17 protein-coding genes are annotated in these 14636 nt (G+C 73.3%); 8 read left to right on the top strand and 9 right to left on the bottom strand.

The window, feature by feature from the left end; all coding sequences use genetic code 11:
• Nucleotides 1–4: 4 nt before the first annotated feature.
• A complete protein-coding gene (locus ACWD0Y_RS04800; RefSeq protein WP_450259036.1) occupies nt 5–370 on the bottom strand; it encodes a DUF6578 domain-containing protein in 366 nt (121 codons plus the stop codon).
• A gap of 90 nt (nt 371–460) precedes the next feature.
• Between ACWD0Y_RS04800 and ACWD0Y_RS04805 the strand changes: the two genes are divergently transcribed.
• Nucleotides 461–1258: a site-2 protease family protein gene (locus tag ACWD0Y_RS04805; RefSeq protein WP_450259037.1), complete on the top strand. Its 798-nt coding sequence runs from the start codon at nt 461–463 to the stop codon at nt 1256–1258.
• Here the strand turns inward: ACWD0Y_RS04805 and ACWD0Y_RS04810 are convergent.
• Complete coding sequence (locus ACWD0Y_RS04810) at nt 1248–1433, bottom strand: hypothetical protein (RefSeq protein WP_450259038.1); 186 nt, start codon at nt 1431–1433, stop codon at nt 1248–1250. The two genes, ACWD0Y_RS04805 and ACWD0Y_RS04810, sit on opposite strands and share 11 nt — an antisense overlap.
• A gap of 64 nt (nt 1434–1497) precedes the next feature.
• Nucleotides 1498–2202 (bottom strand): NADPH-dependent F420 reductase, encoded by a 705-nt coding sequence (gene npdG, locus ACWD0Y_RS04815; protein ID WP_450259039.1) that lies wholly within the window; start codon nt 2200–2202, stop codon nt 1498–1500.
• Nucleotides 2203–2294: 92 nt separating this feature from the next.
• Here npdG and ACWD0Y_RS04820 point away from each other — a divergent pair, with 92 nt between their 5' ends.
• Both ACWD0Y_RS04820 and ACWD0Y_RS04825 read left to right on the top strand, forming a co-directional pair.
• Nucleotides 2295–2897: a hypothetical protein gene (locus tag ACWD0Y_RS04820; RefSeq protein WP_450259040.1), complete on the top strand. Its 603-nt coding sequence runs from the start codon at nt 2295–2297 to the stop codon at nt 2895–2897.
• Nucleotides 2898–3029: 132 nt separating this feature from the next.
• Nucleotides 3030–4319, top strand: a complete 1290-nt coding sequence (locus tag ACWD0Y_RS04825; RefSeq protein ID WP_450259041.1) for an MFS transporter — start codon at nt 3030–3032, stop codon at nt 4317–4319.
• 58 nt (nt 4320–4377) lie between these two features.
• On the opposite strand, the gene ACWD0Y_RS04830 is transcribed toward ACWD0Y_RS04825, so the two are convergent.
• The gene (locus tag ACWD0Y_RS04830; protein WP_093801101.1) at nt 4378–4614 is read right to left on the bottom strand and encodes a hypothetical protein; all 237 of its coding nucleotides are present in this window, start codon (nt 4612–4614) and stop codon (nt 4378–4380) included.
• A gap of 58 nt (nt 4615–4672) precedes the next feature.
• Here ACWD0Y_RS04830 and map point away from each other — a divergent pair, with 58 nt between their 5' ends.
• Both map and ACWD0Y_RS04840 read left to right on the top strand, forming a co-directional pair.
• The gene (map, locus tag ACWD0Y_RS04835; protein WP_450259042.1) at nt 4673–5530 is read left to right on the top strand and encodes a type I methionyl aminopeptidase; all 858 of its coding nucleotides are present in this window, start codon (nt 4673–4675) and stop codon (nt 5528–5530) included.
• Nucleotides 5531–5681: 151 nt separating this feature from the next.
• On the top strand, nt 5682–6362 hold the full coding sequence (locus ACWD0Y_RS04840; protein ID WP_450259043.1) for a biliverdin-producing heme oxygenase: 681 nt from the start codon (nt 5682–5684) through the stop codon (nt 6360–6362).
• Here the strand turns inward: ACWD0Y_RS04840 and ACWD0Y_RS04845 are convergent.
• Nucleotides 6359–7027 carry a PhzF family phenazine biosynthesis protein gene (locus tag ACWD0Y_RS04845; RefSeq protein ID WP_450259044.1) on the bottom strand — a complete coding sequence of 223 codons (669 nt, stop codon included), beginning with the start codon at nt 7025–7027 and terminating at the stop codon, nt 6359–6361. The genes ACWD0Y_RS04840 and ACWD0Y_RS04845 overlap by 4 nt on opposite strands.
• A gap of 144 nt (nt 7028–7171) precedes the next feature.
• Here ACWD0Y_RS04845 and ACWD0Y_RS04850 point away from each other — a divergent pair, with 144 nt between their 5' ends.
• Entirely contained in the window at nt 7172–8194 is a 1023-nt protein-coding gene (locus ACWD0Y_RS04850) for a hypothetical protein (protein ID WP_450259045.1), read from the top strand.
• A 25-nt stretch (nt 8195–8219) separates the two neighbouring features.
• Here the strand turns inward: ACWD0Y_RS04850 and ACWD0Y_RS04855 are convergent, their stop codons facing one another.
• Both ACWD0Y_RS04855 and ACWD0Y_RS04860 read right to left on the bottom strand, forming a co-directional pair.
• Nucleotides 8220–8993, bottom strand: coding sequence for a bifunctional DNA primase/polymerase (locus ACWD0Y_RS04855; protein ID WP_450259046.1), 774 nt, complete (start codon nt 8991–8993; stop codon nt 8220–8222).
• 203 nt (nt 8994–9196) lie between these two features.
• A complete protein-coding gene (locus tag ACWD0Y_RS04860) occupies nt 9197–9838 on the bottom strand; it encodes a TetR/AcrR family transcriptional regulator (protein WP_450259047.1) in 642 nt (213 codons plus the stop codon).
• A gap of 17 nt (nt 9839–9855) precedes the next feature.
• On the opposite strand from ACWD0Y_RS04860, the gene ddaH reads away from it, so the two are divergent.
• The gene (ddaH, locus tag ACWD0Y_RS04865) at nt 9856–10815 is read left to right on the top strand and encodes a dimethylargininase (RefSeq protein ID WP_450259048.1); all 960 of its coding nucleotides are present in this window, start codon (nt 9856–9858) and stop codon (nt 10813–10815) included.
• On the opposite strand, the gene ACWD0Y_RS04870 is transcribed toward ddaH, so the two are convergent.
• Complete coding sequence (locus tag ACWD0Y_RS04870) at nt 10812–11825, bottom strand: small ribosomal subunit Rsm22 family protein (protein ID WP_450259049.1); 1014 nt, start codon at nt 11823–11825, stop codon at nt 10812–10814. The two genes, ddaH and ACWD0Y_RS04870, sit on opposite strands and share 4 nt — an antisense overlap.
• Nucleotides 11826–11959: 134 nt before the next feature.
• Here ACWD0Y_RS04870 and ACWD0Y_RS04875 point away from each other — a divergent pair, with 134 nt between their 5' ends.
• Nucleotides 11960–13261: a hypothetical protein gene (locus tag ACWD0Y_RS04875; RefSeq protein ID WP_450259050.1), complete on the top strand. Its 1302-nt coding sequence runs from the start codon at nt 11960–11962 to the stop codon at nt 13259–13261.
• A gap of 52 nt (nt 13262–13313) precedes the next feature.
• On the opposite strand, the gene ACWD0Y_RS04880 is transcribed toward ACWD0Y_RS04875, so the two are convergent.
• Nucleotides 13314–14615, bottom strand: coding sequence for a multidrug effflux MFS transporter (locus ACWD0Y_RS04880; protein WP_450259051.1), 1302 nt, complete (start codon nt 14613–14615; stop codon nt 13314–13316).
• Nucleotides 14616–14636: the final 21 nt, after the last annotated feature.

Raw genomic sequence — 14636 nt, forward strand, 5'->3', positions numbered from 1 at the left:
GGCCCTATTGTCCAAGGCGTGCGGCCGCCGGGCCGCCGGGTGTCTCCAGCCCGGCCAGGACCCCGGCCTCCCGGCGCCGGTGGGCGCGCCCCGCCCGGTCCGGTTCCGCCGTCCCGCCGAACCACTCGGGGCGGGCGCCGACCGCCCGCAGCAGGCGTTCGCCGGGCACCGGCTCGTACGTACGCCCCCCGGCGCGCGTCGCGGCGTACCCCTCGGCGACCACCTGGAGGGAGCGGACCGGGCCGACGGTCTCCGGCACGTCGTCCGGCCCCCGCAGCGTCGGCCGCCACCGCGCTTCGCCGCCCACCGGGAACGGTTCGCCGCAGTATTCCGCCTGCCGGCCGTCGTACATGATTCTCCAGAGCGCCATGGATCCAGCTTTGCCGGAACTACCGTTGCCGCGCGAGACGTTTTCCCAGTCCCGCCCGTACGCCCGTCCTCCACCCCGGGAGCCCCGCGCATGACCACCGCCCTCACCCGTCGCGACCGGCGGATCAGTCCCGTCTTCCTCGGGATCGCCGCCGTCATGGCGGTCTCCGGCTGGGCGGTGTGGACGGAGTTCTCGGCGAGCACCGGCTTCGCCGTCTTCCTCTTCGTCACGTCCGCGTGGATCGTCTCGCTCTGCCTGCACGAGTACGCGCACGCCCGCACCGCCCTGCACAGCGGCGACATCTCCGTCGGTGCGAAGGGGTATCTGACCCTCAACCCGCTGAAGTACACCCATGCGCTGCTGAGCATCGTGCTGCCGGTGCTCTTCGTGATCATGGGCGGTATCGGTCTGCCCGGCGGCGCCGTCTTCATCGAGCGGAGCCGCATCCGGGGCCGCTGGAAGCACAGCCTGATCTCGGCGGCGGGGCCGCTGACGAACGTGCTGTTCGCGGTCGTGTGCACCGCGCCGTTCTGGCTGGACGCGCTGGACGGCGTCCCCGACGTGTTCCGTTACGCACTCGGGTTCCTCGCCCTGCTCCAGGTCACGGCGGCGATCCTGAACTTCCTGCCGGTGCCGGGCCTCGACGGTTACGGCGTGATAGAGCCCTGGCTCTCGTACGGGATCCGCCGCCAGGTCGAGCCGCTCGCGCCCTTCGGGCTGCTGCTGGTCTTCGGCGTGCTGTGGATCCCGGGGGTCAACCAGCTCTTCTTCGACGCGGTGGACGCGGTCCTGCGCGGGCTGGGCGTCCCCGCCCTGGACCCCGCCCTGGGCCAGCGGTTCTACCGCTTCTGGCAGGGCGAACCGCAGCTGCCCCCGACTATCGGGTGACCGGGGTCTCCCGTTCGGCCTTCGCCCTGCGCAGGTAGTACCAGGCCATGTTGGAGGTGACTCCCGCCAGCAGGATCCAGATGATCCCGAGCCAGGTGCCCTGGACGAAGGACACCACCGCCGCGGCCACGGCGAGGGCGCAGACGACGAGGGCGTACAGAGCGAGGCGGGGCATGGGAGCGGCTCCTGTCCGGGTACGGAATGCTTCCCGTCCAGTGTCCACCATGCCCCGATCGTGCTTATACGTCGGTCACGCGCAGGCCCGCGTGCGCCTTGTAGCGGCGGTTCACCGAGATCAGGTTGGCGACCAGCGACTCCACCTGGTGGGCATTGCGCAGCCGGCCCGCGAAGACGCCGCGCATGCCCGGGATGCGGGCCGCCAGGGCCTGCACCAGGTCGGTGTCGGCGCGCGTCTCGCCCAGCACCATCACGTCGGTGTCGATCTCCTCGACCGCCGCGTCCTGGAGGAGGACGGCCGACAGGTGGTGGAAGGCGGCGGTCACCCGTGAGTCCGGCAGCAGGGCGGCGGCCTGCTCGGCGGCGCTGCCCTCCTCCGGCTTCAGGGCGTACGCGCCCTTCTTGTCGAAACCGAGCGGGTTGACGCAGTCGACGACGAGCTTGCCGCGCAGTTCCTCGCGCAGCGCTTCGAGCGTCTCGGCGTGGCCGTCCCACGGCACGGCGACGATCACGATGTCGCTGCGGCGCGCGCACTCCGCGTTGTCCGCGCCCTCGACGCCGAGGCCCAGCTCGTCGGCGGCGCTCCGCGCGCGCCCGGCGGCGCGCGAGCCGATGATCACCTTCTGGCCGGCCCTGGCCAGCCGGTACGCGAGACCGCGCCCCTGATCGCCGGTCCCGCCGAGCACCCCCACGACCAGGCCGGACACGTCCGGGAGGTCCCAGGGGTCTTTGGCGGCGGGCTTCTTCGCGTTGTCGGTGGAAGTCATGAGCCGACCCTACTCGGAGGTAGCACGCTCGTCCGGGTGAGGCGACGGCATTCGCCCGCGGCCGGCGCGGACGTAGGGCAGGATGCCGCGGCATGGATGCCGTACGTGTCGCCCTGCTGCGCGAAGTCCTCGACGGCACCGAGTGGTTGCCGGCCACCCGGCGGTTCGCCGGGACCCTGCGGTCGTCCGTCGTGCCGCACGGCGGCGGGCTGCTGCTGGTGGGAACCGAGGCGTACGAGCCGTGGCACCTGGCCGCGCACCTCGTCGACGAGGCGGCCTGGTCCGGGCTCGCGGAGCTGAACCCCACGCTCGTACGCCACCGGGTGCGGCCCGGAGAGCCCGCGCACCTGTCGGTGGGACTGGGCAGGATCGAGGCGGCCGGCCGGGGCGAGACCCTGCTCGTCGTGGCGCCGGAGCGGCCGGGGGCGGGGCTGCTGGAGCGGGTGCACGACGCGCGGCGGGCCGGGGCGACCGTGCTCTCGCTGGACGGCGGGGACCGGGAGATCCAGGGGCTGGCGCACGAGGCGCTGTCCGTACCGGCGGACGGGGACGTGGACCTGGACACGGTGCAGCACCTGGTGAGCGCGGCGGCCGGGGAGAACAGCCTGCCCGCGCCGCGGGGGAAGCGGCGGCTTCGGGACCGGCTGTCCCGGCTGGCCGACCAGCTGACGGCCCCGCCGCCGGGACGGTGGTAGGGGCCCGTCAGCCGACCGGCCGGGACGGTGGCGGGGGGCGCGGGCGGTGCCGGCGCCGGTGCGGGCCGAAGTCGCCCGGCAGGACGTAAACCGGTTGCCCGGGGGGCGCGTGGTCGCGGACCATGGCCGGTCGTGACCTCGAAGCTCGCGGCGGTACTGCCGGATCTCGCTCCCTGGCGCTCGTCGCGCGACTTCCGCCTGTTGTTCGTCCAGGGGCTCATCACCTACTTCGGCAGCTTCATGGCGATGGTCGCGATGCCGCTGCAGATCAAGGAGCTCACCGACTCGCCGCTCGCCGTCGGCGCGATGGGCGCCGTCGAACTGGTGCCGCTGGTCGTGTTCGGGCTGTACGGCGGGGCGCTGGCCGACGCCGCCGACCGGCGCAAGGTCATCCTGCTGAGCGAGGCCGGGCTGGGCGTGCTGGCGGTCCTGCTGCTGGTGAACTCGCTGCTGGACGAGCCTTCGCTGTGGCCGCTGTACGGGGTGGCGGCCGGCGTTTCCGCGCTCGCCGGGCTGCAGCGCCCGGCGCTCGACTCCCTCATGGCGCGGATCGTGCCGCACGACCAGCTCACCGCCGCCGCCGCGCTCAACTCACTGCGCTGGCAGACCGGTGCGATCGCCGGCCCCGCCCTGGCGGGCGTGGTCGTCGCGTACGCCGGGCATGCCACGGCGTACGCCGTCACCGTCGCCGCGTTCGCGGTGTCCGTCGCGCTGTGCACCCGGCTCGGGGCGGCGCCGGCCTCCCACGACGCGTCCAGGCCGTCCCTGCGCGGCATCGCGGAGGGCGCGCGCTACGCGTGGAGCCGCCCCGTACTGCTCGGGACGTACGCCGTCGACATGGCCGCGATGTTCTTCGCGTTCCCCAACGCGGTCTTCCCGTTCCTCGCGGACGACCTCGACGCCGAGTGGGCGCTCGGCCTGATGTTCGCCGCGGGGTCCGTCGGATCGGTCGTCGTCAGTCTGACCAGCGGCTGGGCCTCGCGCATCAGGCGGCACGGGCAGCTGGTCGTGTACGGCGCGGCCGGCTGGGGGCTCGCGATCGCCGCCGCCGGGTGGTTCTCGAACGTGTGGGCGGTGCTGGTGTGCCTGGCCGTCGCGGGCGGGGGCGACATGCTCAGCGGGCTCGGGCGGTCGACCATCTGGAACCAGACCGTCCCGGAGGAGCTGCGCGGCCGGCTCGCGGGCATCGAAGTGCTCTCGTACAGCGTCGGCCCGCAGCTCGGCCAGGTGCGGGCCGGCGCCATGGCGGGCTGGTCCGGGACCCGGCCCGCCGTCTGGAGCGGCGGCCTCGCCTGCCTGGCCTCCGTCGGCCTGCTCGCCGCGGCGCTGCCGAAGCTCATGACGTACGACACGGACACGGACACGGACGCACAGCGCCGCCGGGCCCAGAAGGACGCGACGGCGGCTGAAGCGGCGGGGTGAGCGGGCGCCCGGCGAACGACGCCCGGCGAGCGGCGAGCGGTGGTCAGGCTCCCGGTGGTCAGGCGCCGTCCGCCCCCGGCCGCTCGTCGTTCCTGTCGTGCCACTTCGGGTCCGTCTCCCACTGGAGATTGCGCTCGGCCGCGGTCTCCATCGCGCGCTGCGCCTCCTGACGCGTCGGATAGGGGCCGAAGCGGTCCTTGGCCGGGCACTCCGGGCCCTCTTCCACCTTCTTGTGCTCCAGGCAGTAGAACCATTCGCCCGGCTTTCCGGCTGTGCGCTTCTTGAACAGGGCCATCGTCGGCTCCTTCCTCTGCCGCCATGCTGCCCGATGGCGGCTGGATACACTCGCTTGCATGTCTGGCCAGTCGCTGCTCGTACCAGGGGAGCTCTCTCCCGCCCGCTCCGTCCCCGGCAACATCCGGCGCCCCGAGTACGTCGGGAAGCCGGCGCCCACGCCGTACACCGGCCCGGAGATCCAGGATTCCGACACCGTCGAGCGGATGCGCATCGCGGGCCGCATCGCCGCGCAGGCGATGGAGGAGGCCGCCAAGCACATCGCGCCGGGGGTGACCACGGACGAGCTGGACCGGGTCGCTCACGACTTCATGATCGATCATGGTGCGTACCCGTCTACCCTCGGATACCGCGGCTACCCGAAGTCGCTGTGCAGCTCCGTCAACGAGGTCATCTGCCACGGCATCCCGGACTCCACGGTGCTCCGGGACGGCGACATCGTGAACCTCGACGTCACGGCGTACATCAACGGCGTGCACGGCGACAACAACGCGACGTACCTGTGCGGCGACGTCGACGAGGAGTCGCGGCTGCTCGTGGAGCGCACCCGGGAGTCGCTGATGCGCGCGATCAAGGCCGTCAAGCCGGGGCGCCAGATCAACGTCATCGGGCGGGTGATCGAGTCGTACGCCAAGCGCTTCGGCTACGGCGTGGTGCGGGACTTCACGGGGCACGGGATCAACTCCTCGTTCCACTCCGGACTGATCATTCCGCACTACGACAGCCCGCACGCGACGACGGTGATGCAGCCCGGCATGACCTTCACCATCGAGCCGATGCTCACGCTCGGCACGCACGAGTACGACATGTGGGACGACGGCTGGACGGTCGTGACCAAGGACCGGAAGCGGACGGCGCAGTTCGAGCACACCCTGGTGGTGACGGAGACCGGCGCGGACATTCTCACGCTGCCGTGAACGGATCCGCGCGGTAGCGTTTTTACCGACAGGTCGTCGGGAACTCATTGACTTAGGCATACCTAAGCAGGAAGATCGGCGGTGGCGGCTGCGCGTGCTGCCACCGCACGCTCCTCCTTTCCCGTCCCCCTCGGCCCCCCGGAGGCCCGCCTTGGACGCAACCGTCACAGCCGCCACCACCGCCGGAACACCGTTCTCCACGCTCATCCGCGTCGCCTCGCACGAGCAGCACACCGAGGCGGAGACCTCGACCTTCATGAGCGACCTGCTCGGCGGGAAGCTCCCCGTGGACGCGTACGCGCGCTACACCGAGCAGTTGTGGTTCGTGTACCGGGCGCTGGAGGACGCGGCCGGGCCACTGGCGGACGACCCGGTCGCGGGCCCGTTCATCCAGCCCGAGCTGATGCGCACGGCCGAGCTGGAGCGCGACCTGGCGCACCTGCGCGGCGCGCACTGGCGCGCAGGGGCCGAGCCGCTGCCCGCGACCGCGGCGTACGCCGAGCGGGTCGCCGAGTGCGCGCGCGACTGGCCGGCCGGGTACGTGGCGCACCACTACACCCGCTACCTCGGCGACCTGTCGGGCGGCCAGATCATCCGCGACAAGGCGGAGAAGACGTGGGGCTTCGCGCGCAAGGGCGACGGGGTGCGCTTCTACGTCTTCGAGGACATCCCCAACCCGGCGGCCTTCAAGCGGGGTTACCGCGAGCTGCTGGACCGGGTGAACGCGGACGACCTGGAGAAGCGGCGCATCGTCGACGAGTGCAAGCGCGCCTTCGGCTTCAACGGCGCGGTCTTCCGGGAACTGGGCAGGGAGTTCCCGCTCAGCGCCTAGTGCGACCGGTGCGCCGCGTGCGGGGCGAAGCGGACCCGGCCGCCGATCTCGATCATGCCGTCGGGCCCCGGCGCCGTCAGGATCTGGGAGCCGCGGCCCTGCGTGATGTTCAGGGCGCGGCCCAGTCCGGCGGTGAGCAGGAGGGCCGCCGTGCCGGTCGCCTCGTCCTCCGTGATGCCGTCGTCGCGGCGCGGGAACGCCCGGGCGCGGACCCGGCCCGCCGCCTCGTCCTCCCAGGCCCAGGCGTACAGCCGGCCCTCGCCCGGAGGGGGCGCGGGCAGCGCGTCGACCTCGGCGGCCGTCGCGTACCGCTGGAGGCGGCACGGCGGGGCCCACTCGGGGCGCGCCGTGATCCAGGTGAACTCGCCGTCGTGGCGCGCCCACACCTCCCCCGCGGGCGGGCTGACCACTTCCAGGTCGAGCAGCCAGGCGACGCCCACCAGGGGGTGTCCGGCGAAGGGCAGGCGCAGGCCCGGCGTGTGGATGTCGACGACACCGCGCTCGGGGTCGTCGACGAACACGGTCTCGCTGAAGCCGAGTTCGGCGGCGAGCGCCTGCCGGGACGCCTCGTCGGGGCACGTACGCCCGTCGCGCACGACGCCGAGGGCGTTGCCGTGGTGTCCGCCGGGGCCGCAGAAGACGCGGAGTACGTCGAGTTCGTTCATCCCGGCATTGAAGCACCGGCCCGCCGGGGTCCGGCTGTCCGCCAGGTCACGGTGCGGCCGCTGTACCCGGTCCCCACGCTCGCGCCTCTCCTGCCCCCGGTAGGGTTCCGGAGTCGGTGGGGACGAAGACACAGAAGGCAGCGCATGAGCAGGCTGAGCACGCTGAAGCGGCTGGGAACGGGTCTCGCGGCGGCGACGGCACTGTCGGTGACGGCGAGTGGGTGCGTGACGGTGCACGGCGAGCTGGAGGTCGTACCGTCGGCGACGAAGGCCGAGGCCGCCCGGGCCCTCGAGGACTTCACGGCCGCGTACAACAAGGCGGACAAGGCGTACGACCCGGCCCTCGACGCGGGGCGGGTCACCGGCGCGCTCGGCGCGATCAACCAGGCCGGGCTCAAGGCGCGGCAGGCGCAGAACCCGGACGGCAATCCGCGCCACGAGCCGCTGGAGCTGACCGACGCAAAGTACGCCATTCCCAAGAAGGCGGGCTGGCCCCGGTGGTTCGTCGCGGACGCCGACAGCAACCGCGACCAGGACACCGGCCGGCTCGACACCCGCTGGCTGCTGGTGTTCGTACGCGGCGGTGCCGACCAGTTGTGGGAGGTCTCGCACCTGTGGGTCCTCACACCGGCCCGGATGCCCGACTTCAAGAAGGACGAGGACGGCTGGGCCGAGGCGGTCGAGCCGGACGCGCCCGGACTCGTGGTGGCGCCGAAGGACCTGAGCGAGCAGTACGCGTCGTACATGCAGAACGGCGAGCCCGAGGTCTTCGCGCCGGGGCCGCACACCTCCGCCGTGCGCCAGGCACGCCAGAAGGCGGCGCGCCAGGTCGGGCGCTCCGTCCAGTACGCCGACCAGCGCCTGGACAGCGGGGCGTTCGCGCCGCTGGGGCTCGTCACGGAGGGCGGCGGTGCGACGGTGTTCTTCGCCACCCGCCAGTACGAGCAGCAGACCGTGGCCCAGGGGGTGCGGCTGGACCTCAACGCCGACGTACGGGCGCTGATGACCGGCACCGCGAAGACCAAGCTCACCAAGGAGCGGGTCTCCAGTCAGGTCGTGCAGGTGCCGGAGAAGGGCGCGGCCGGCGCGGGCAAGGGCAAGCAGCAGGAGCAGCAGGTGACGGTGCTCTCCCGGATCCAGGGGCTCACGGCCGCCCAGGGCTCCTGACCGGCGCCCGCGCGCGGCCCGGGGCTCAGCGGCCCAGCGGCCAGGCCACCGCGTGGTGGTCGTCGGGGTCGTCCTCGCCGACGTACCGCGCGCAGGCGTCGGTCAGCGTCTCCAGGAGGGTCAGCGGGTCGGGCAGCGGGTGTTCGAGGCCGCGGACCCAGCTGACCTCGTGCTCGCCGGGCAGCTTCGCGGGCGGTACGAGGACGTAGCTGCCGCGGCAGTGCCAGCGCAGCCCCGGATGCTCGTCCATGGTCTCGGGGTGGCAGTCCAGCTCGCACGGCCACCACTCGTCCTCGTCGTCCGGGGTGCCGCGGGTGGCGGTGAAGAAGAGCAGGCGCGCCTCGTCGCCGTTGCCGGCGCCGAACTCGGCCACGGGCCCGACGTCGACCCCGGCTTCGAGCAGCCGCTCCAGCGCGCTGCGGCCCGCTTCGAGCGGTACGTCGAGAACGTCGTGGACCATGCCCGTCGCGGTGATGAAGTTGGCCTCCGGCTGCCCCTCGACCCAGCGTTCGACCTGCGCGGAGTCGGTGGTCGACTGGGTCTGCCAGGCGAACGAGAGGGGGTGCCGGGCGGGGGTGGGACAGCCGACGCGTTCGCACGAACACCGGTATCCGACGGGGTGCGCCGCGGGGGCGAGCGGCAGACCCGCGGCGGCGGCGGCCAGGAGCAGGGCCTCGCGGTTCTCGGCCGCGTCGTGGGCGGCGGCGGCCTTCGGGCGGCGGCGCAGCCACTGGGGCAGTCTGCTCTCCACCCTCTGCCTGCTCTCTGTGCCGCGATAGCGGCCGAAGTCGGCGCCCATTCAACCCCTCACCTCAGCGTTGTGCTGTCCATGCTGCCACCATCCTGCGCCTCGGGTGGCCGCAGTCCCCATCCGGGGTACGCGGGCCGGCAGCACGGCGGCGGTGCGATGGACACCTTTGCCCCGGTACGCGGCCCTGCGGTGACCGCCCGTACGGCAGCGGCCGCCCCCTGCGGCCCCGTGAGCGAATTCACCTCCACGTGCTACCGGCGCGGGGCGAGACCGCCCAGCGCGCAGTCGACGAGGGCGTCGGCGTACTCGTGCGTGAGCGGGAGGGTGCGCAGCAGCCAGCGGTGGAAGAGCGGGCCGGCGAACAGCTCCACGGCGACGCGCGGGTCGATCCCGTCCCGTACGTCGCCGGCCTCCTGCGCCGCGCGCAGCCGCTTCACGTACAGCTGGAGCGACGGTTCGAGCAGCTTCTCCACGAACTCCGCGCCCAGGGCCGGGTCGACGACGCCCGCGGCGGTGAGGGCGCGGGTGGGGGCTTCGTACCTGGGGTCGACGAGTTCGTCGACGGTGGCGCGCAGGACCGTCCTGAGGTCGGCCGCCAGGTCTCCGGTGTCGGGGAACTCGTACACGCCGTCGCCGCCGCCCGCCGCCTTCGCGGCCTGTTCACCGAGGTCGATGAAGGCTTCGAGCAGCACGGCGGCCTTCGAGGGCCACCAGCGGTAGATCGTCTGCTTGCCCACGCCGGCGCGGGCGGCGATGCCCTCGATCGTCGTCCTGGCGTAGCCCGCCTCGCCGACGAGGGAGAGGGCCGCCTCGTAGATCGCGCGGCGCGAGCGCTCGCTGCGGCGCGTGGAGTCGGGGGTCCTGGGCGTTCTGGGGGTTCCGGTGTCGGCCATGAGGCCAATCTACCAGCATGGCGAGACGATACGTCTCGCGCTCTGGGCGCGGACTGACCAGCCGGGAACCACCCGATCGGTGCACAGCGCGACGGCTCCGTACGGCGCACCATGGCTCTCACGCACACTCGGTGCGCCATGCCGCTCGTGAGGAGCCCTCATTGCCTCGTGACGCCTCGCCCCGCCGCTATCTGATGTGTCCCCCGGAGCACTTCAGGGTGACGTACTCCATCAACCCCTGGATGGACCCCGGAAAGCCGGTCGACCTGCCGCTGGCCCTCGCCCAGTGGGAGGACCTGCGCGACCGCTACCTGAGCCTCGGCCACACCGTCGAGCTCCTCACCCCCAGGCCCGGCCTGCCCGACATGGTGTACGCCGCCAACGGCGCCACCGTCATCGACGGACGGGTGCTCGGCGCCCGGTTCGCGTACGCGGAACGGACACCGGAGGCCGAGGCGCACCTGGAGTGGTTCCGCGCCCACGGCTTCACCGAGATCCGCGAGCCCGCGCACATCAACGAGGGCGAGGGCGACTTCGCCGTCACCTCGTCCTGGATCCTCGCCGGGCGGGGCTTCCGCTCCAGCCCGCTCTCGCACGACGAGGCGCAGGAGTTCTTCGGCCGCCCGGTCATCGGCCTGGACCTCGTCGACCCGCGCTACTACCACCTGGACACCGCGCTGGCCGTCCTCGACGACCGCGAGGACGAGATCATGTACTACCCCGGCGCCTTCTCCCCCGGCAGCCGGGCCGTCCTCGCCCGGCTCTTCCCCGACGCGATCGTCGCCCGGGAGGCGGACGCGGCGGCGCTCGGGCTCAACGCGGTGAGCGACGGGCGCCACGTGCTGCTGCCGCACAGCGCGCTCGGGCTCTTCGAACCGTTGCGGGCACGCGGGTACGAACCGGTCGGGATGGACCTCGGGGAGCTGCTCAAGGGCGGCGGCAGCGTGAAGTGCTGCACACAGGAGCTGCGCGGCTAGGGAGCGGCCGGCGGGGGCGGCGGCCAGGCGTCGCCCCAGTCGATGTCCCGGGCCGCCCGGTAGAGGTCGCCGTGGCGCTTCTTGGTGACCGTCTCGCGGGTGAGCTCCTCCGGCTTCGCGCACAGTTCCAGCAGGACCATGCCCTTGCGGATCTGCGGCCGGCGGATCACGCGGTTGGCGGCCGGATCGGCGTCCACGCCGTCGCGGACGGCGGCGACGTAGCTGAACTTCTCGTCCTCGTACGGCAGCGAGCCTCCCTTCACCTGGCGGTGCAGGGAGGAACGGCTCACCCGGGCCGAGAAGTGGCACCAGTCGGCGCCGGGCTCGATGGGGCAGGCGCCGCTGTGCGGGCAGGGGGCGGCGACGCGCAGGCCCGCGTCGATCAGCTGCTGCCTGGCCTCGATGACGCGGAGGTAGCCGTCGGGGGTGCCGGGCTCGACGACCACGACGGCGCGGGCGGCGCGGGCGGCCTCGGTGACGAGGTGCGCGCGGTCGGCGGCGGTGAGCTCCTTGAGGACGTACGAGACGGTGACGAGATCGGTGCTCTCGATCCGGAGCGCCGATCCGATCCGGGAGCGCTGCCAGGCCGCCGCGCGCAGGGCGGGCGAGCCGGAGGCCTCGGCGAGCTCCCGGCCGAGCGCGAGGGCGGGCTCGGCCCAGTCGACGACCGTGCTGGCCGGCTCCTCCCGCCACGCCTCCGCCACGGCCCAGGTCGCGGCCCCCGTCCCGCCGCCGATGTCCGTGTGCGTCGCCGGGGTCCACTCCGGGGCCGCGTCGCGGAGGGCGGCGAGCGCGGAACGTACCGCCTCGAAGGTCGCCGGCATCCGGTACGCGGCGTACGCGGCGACGTCGGAGCGGTCGCGCAGGACGGGCGCGTCGGTGGGGGTGGTCCCCCGGTAGCTGGTGATCAGCCGCTCGACGGCCTGTGCGGCCTGCTTGGGCGGCAGCCCGTCGAGAAGTCCGGCGAGTGCGGTGCGCAGGGCTTCTGCGGTGGGGAGGGTGGAGTTCACCGGAAGATTTTAGGCACTTCCGGAGTACACCGCGGATCGCCCGTACCGGGGCGGGAGGGTGCGCGGAGGAACTGATGCGGTGCGAGAGGCGGTTGCTACGCTGGCGCCCGTTGACTCGACCGTCGGGGGGACGCATGGGACAGCGGGTCGTACGCGTGGCGCTGGTGGCCGGTGTGACCGTCCTGGCTCTGCTGCTCCTGCTGGCCACGTGCGGCGGCGGCGACGGCGACGGCCGTACGGGCGGGCCGCGGAAGGCCGGGCCGGCGGAGCCCGCGCGGAAGAGCGCGGCCGGGCCCGCGACGCGGCTGGCCGTCCCTCCGGCGTACACCAACCGGCGGGGCTGGGAGGTCACCGGTGCGTCGGCCGAGTACGCGGTCGCCGTGGGCGCGGGCCGGGTCGGGTACCTGGAGCGGGTGTCCGCCGTCCGCTTCCGGCTGCGGGCCGTCGACGCGGTGAGCGGGCGGACGCGGTGGGCGGGCGACGCCTGGCGGCCGCTCTCCGACCCGGCGCACTTCCCCCGGCTGCTGTCCGTCGCGAAGGACGGCCGGGAGTTCTTCGTCACCTGGTCGTACGGGCAGGTCGGCGAGGACGCGCTGACCGCCGCCGGCATGATCGTGGCGCTCGACGTGTACGACGCGCAAAGCGGTGCGCAGCGGCGCGTCGAGCTGCCCTGGGCCGGCACCCCGGCCGTGAACGGGTCCGGCCCCGGCATCCTCGTCAGCGACGGCGGCGCGGACAGCGCGGTCGTCGATCCGGTGACGGGCCGGGTGTCGCGGCTGGCCCCGAAGGATCTCCGTTATCCGAAGGGCTGCGGGGACTGCCGGGTGCAGACCCAGGTGCGGGCGGTCACGGAGAAGGGGGTCCTGGTGAGCGGGCGCCGGGGCTTCTGGGTGCGCGACGGCTGGCACAGCCAAAAGGCCGCCCCGGCCGGGACGGACGCGGCGTCGGGGGTGCCGACGTCGATGGCGGGCGGGCACGTGCTCGCCCGGTGGCAGAAGAAGCGGGGCAGCGCGGGCGCGGACGGCTACGACGTGTGGGCGGTGCACGACACGGCGACGGGGAAGGCGCTGGCGAGGGCGGAGTGCCGCAAGCCGGCGATGGAGCCCGGGAGGCACCCGCAGGCGGCGGTGGCGCCGGAGGGGCGGTACGTGGTGGCGGGAAGGCTGGGCTTCGACCTGGAGACGGGGGCGGGGCACTGCTTCGAGGAGGCGGACGGCACGAAGCCGCTGTCCCTGACGGCGGTGACGGACACGGGCATCGCGTACGGCACGACGGCGACGCGCACCCCCGTGGAGGCCGACCTCACCACGTCGGAGCCGACGGCGCTCCCGGCGGACGTGCACGTACCCGCGGTGGAGGTGGCGGGCACGGCCCTGTTCTCCTGGACGGACCGCAAGGACCGCCCCCACCTGATCGCCTACGCCCGCCGGGGCTGAGGCCCCGAGCGCGCCCGGCGGTCGCGGGCAGGCCGCCCGGGAGACGCCGGGGTCACACCGACGCGGTGCGCCGCCACGGGCGGCACAGGACCGCGAAGCACGTCAGGGAGGCCAGTGCGCAGGTCAGCTGGACCACCGCCATCGGGACCGCCGTCGCCTCGCCCGCGATGCCGACCAGCGGTGAGGCGACGGCGCCGATCAGGAACGACGACGTGCCGAGCAGCGCGGACGCCGAGCCCGCCGCGTGCGGAGTGCGCATCAGGGCCTGGGTGTTGGTGTTGGGCAGGGCGAGGCCCATCGACGACATCAGGACGAAGAGTCCGGCCGCGACCGGGACCAGGCCGGCCTCGCCGAAGACGCCTGTGGTCATCAGGAGCAGCGCGAGCGACGCGAGCGCGATGAGGACCAGGCCCACGGCCAGGACCTTGTCCATGCTGACCCGGCCCACCAGCAGCTTGCCGTTGATCTGGCCGACGGTGATCAGGCCGATCGAGTTGATGCCGAAGAGCAGGCTGAAGGTCTGCGGGGACGCTCCGAAGATTTCCTGGATCACGAAGGGCGAGGCGGCGATGTAGGCGAAGAGGGCGGCGAAGGCGAGACCGCCGGCCAGCAGGTAGCCGGTGAAGACGCGGTCCGCGAGGAGGCCGCGCATCGTGCGCAGGGCCTCGCCCACGCCTCCCTCGTGACGCCGGCCGGGCGGCAGCGTCTCGTGCAGCCACTTCCACACGACGAGGGTGAGGAGGACGCCGACGGCGGTGAGGACGGCGAAGATGCCCCGCCAGTCCGTCAGGCGGAGCACCTGGCCGCCGATGACCGGCGCGACGACCGGCGCGACACCGGAGATCAGCATCAGGGTGGAGAAGAAACGCGCCATCTCGACGCCGTCGTAGAGGTCGCGGACCACCGCTCGGGCGATCACGATGCCCGCCGCCCCCGCGAGCCCCTGGAGGAGGCGGAAGGCGACGAGGAGTTCGGCGGAGGGCGCGAACGCGCAGATCGCGGTGGCCGCGACGTACACGACCATGCCGAGGAGGAGCGGCCCGCGGCGGCCGAACCGGTCGCTCATCGGGCCCACGACCAGCTGTCCGAGCGCCATGCCGGCCAGGCACGCGGTCAGGGTGAGCTGCACGGTCGCGGCGGGCGAGCGCAGGGACTCCGTGACCGCGGGCAGGGCGGGGAGGTACATGTCCATGGAGAGCGGCGGCAGGGCGGTGAGCCCGCCGAGTACCAGCGTGACCAGGAGACCCGTGCGACGGGCGGCGGTGGTGGCAACGGGGGCGGGGGCGGGGCCGTTTGCGGCCGCGGCCTCCGCCCCGGGTATGTGACCTTGCGCGGACTGGCCGGTCTCCGGCATTCGCATCTCCATGTCGTTGAA

Source organism: Streptomyces altiplanensis (assembly GCF_053591575.1).

Coding starts and splice junctions, on each gene's coding strand:
- ACWD0Y_RS04845 (WP_450259044.1), bottom strand. CDS start 7,027: ATGAACGAACTCGACGTACTCCGCGTCTTCTGCGGCCCCGGCGGACAC.
- map (WP_450259042.1), top strand. CDS start 4,673: ATGTCTGGCCAGTCGCTGCTCGTACCAGGGGAGCTCTCTCCCGCCCGC.
- ACWD0Y_RS04850 (WP_450259045.1), top strand. CDS start 7,172: ATGAGCAGGCTGAGCACGCTGAAGCGGCTGGGAACGGGTCTCGCGGCG.
- ACWD0Y_RS04860 (WP_450259047.1), bottom strand. CDS start 9,838: ATGGCCGACACCGGAACCCCCAGAACGCCCAGGACCCCCGACTCCACG.
- ACWD0Y_RS04830 (WP_093801101.1), bottom strand. CDS start 4,614: ATGGCCCTGTTCAAGAAGCGCACAGCCGGAAAGCCGGGCGAATGGTTC.
- ACWD0Y_RS04800 (WP_450259036.1), bottom strand. CDS start 370: ATGGCGCTCTGGAGAATCATGTACGACGGCCGGCAGGCGGAATACTGC.
- ACWD0Y_RS04875 (WP_450259050.1), top strand. CDS start 11,960: ATGGGACAGCGGGTCGTACGCGTGGCGCTGGTGGCCGGTGTGACCGTC.
- ACWD0Y_RS04810 (WP_450259038.1), bottom strand. CDS start 1,433: ATGCCCCGCCTCGCTCTGTACGCCCTCGTCGTCTGCGCCCTCGCCGTG.
- ACWD0Y_RS04805 (WP_450259037.1), top strand. CDS start 461: ATGACCACCGCCCTCACCCGTCGCGACCGGCGGATCAGTCCCGTCTTC.
- ACWD0Y_RS04855 (WP_450259046.1), bottom strand. CDS start 8,993: ATGGGCGCCGACTTCGGCCGCTATCGCGGCACAGAGAGCAGGCAGAGG.
- npdG (WP_450259039.1), bottom strand. CDS start 2,202: ATGACTTCCACCGACAACGCGAAGAAGCCCGCCGCCAAAGACCCCTGG.
- ACWD0Y_RS04820 (WP_450259040.1), top strand. CDS start 2,295: ATGGATGCCGTACGTGTCGCCCTGCTGCGCGAAGTCCTCGACGGCACC.
- ACWD0Y_RS04880 (WP_450259051.1), bottom strand. CDS start 14,615: ATGCCGGAGACCGGCCAGTCCGCGCAAGGTCACATACCCGGGGCGGAG.
- ddaH (WP_450259048.1), top strand. CDS start 9,856: ATGGCGAGACGATACGTCTCGCGCTCTGGGCGCGGACTGACCAGCCGG.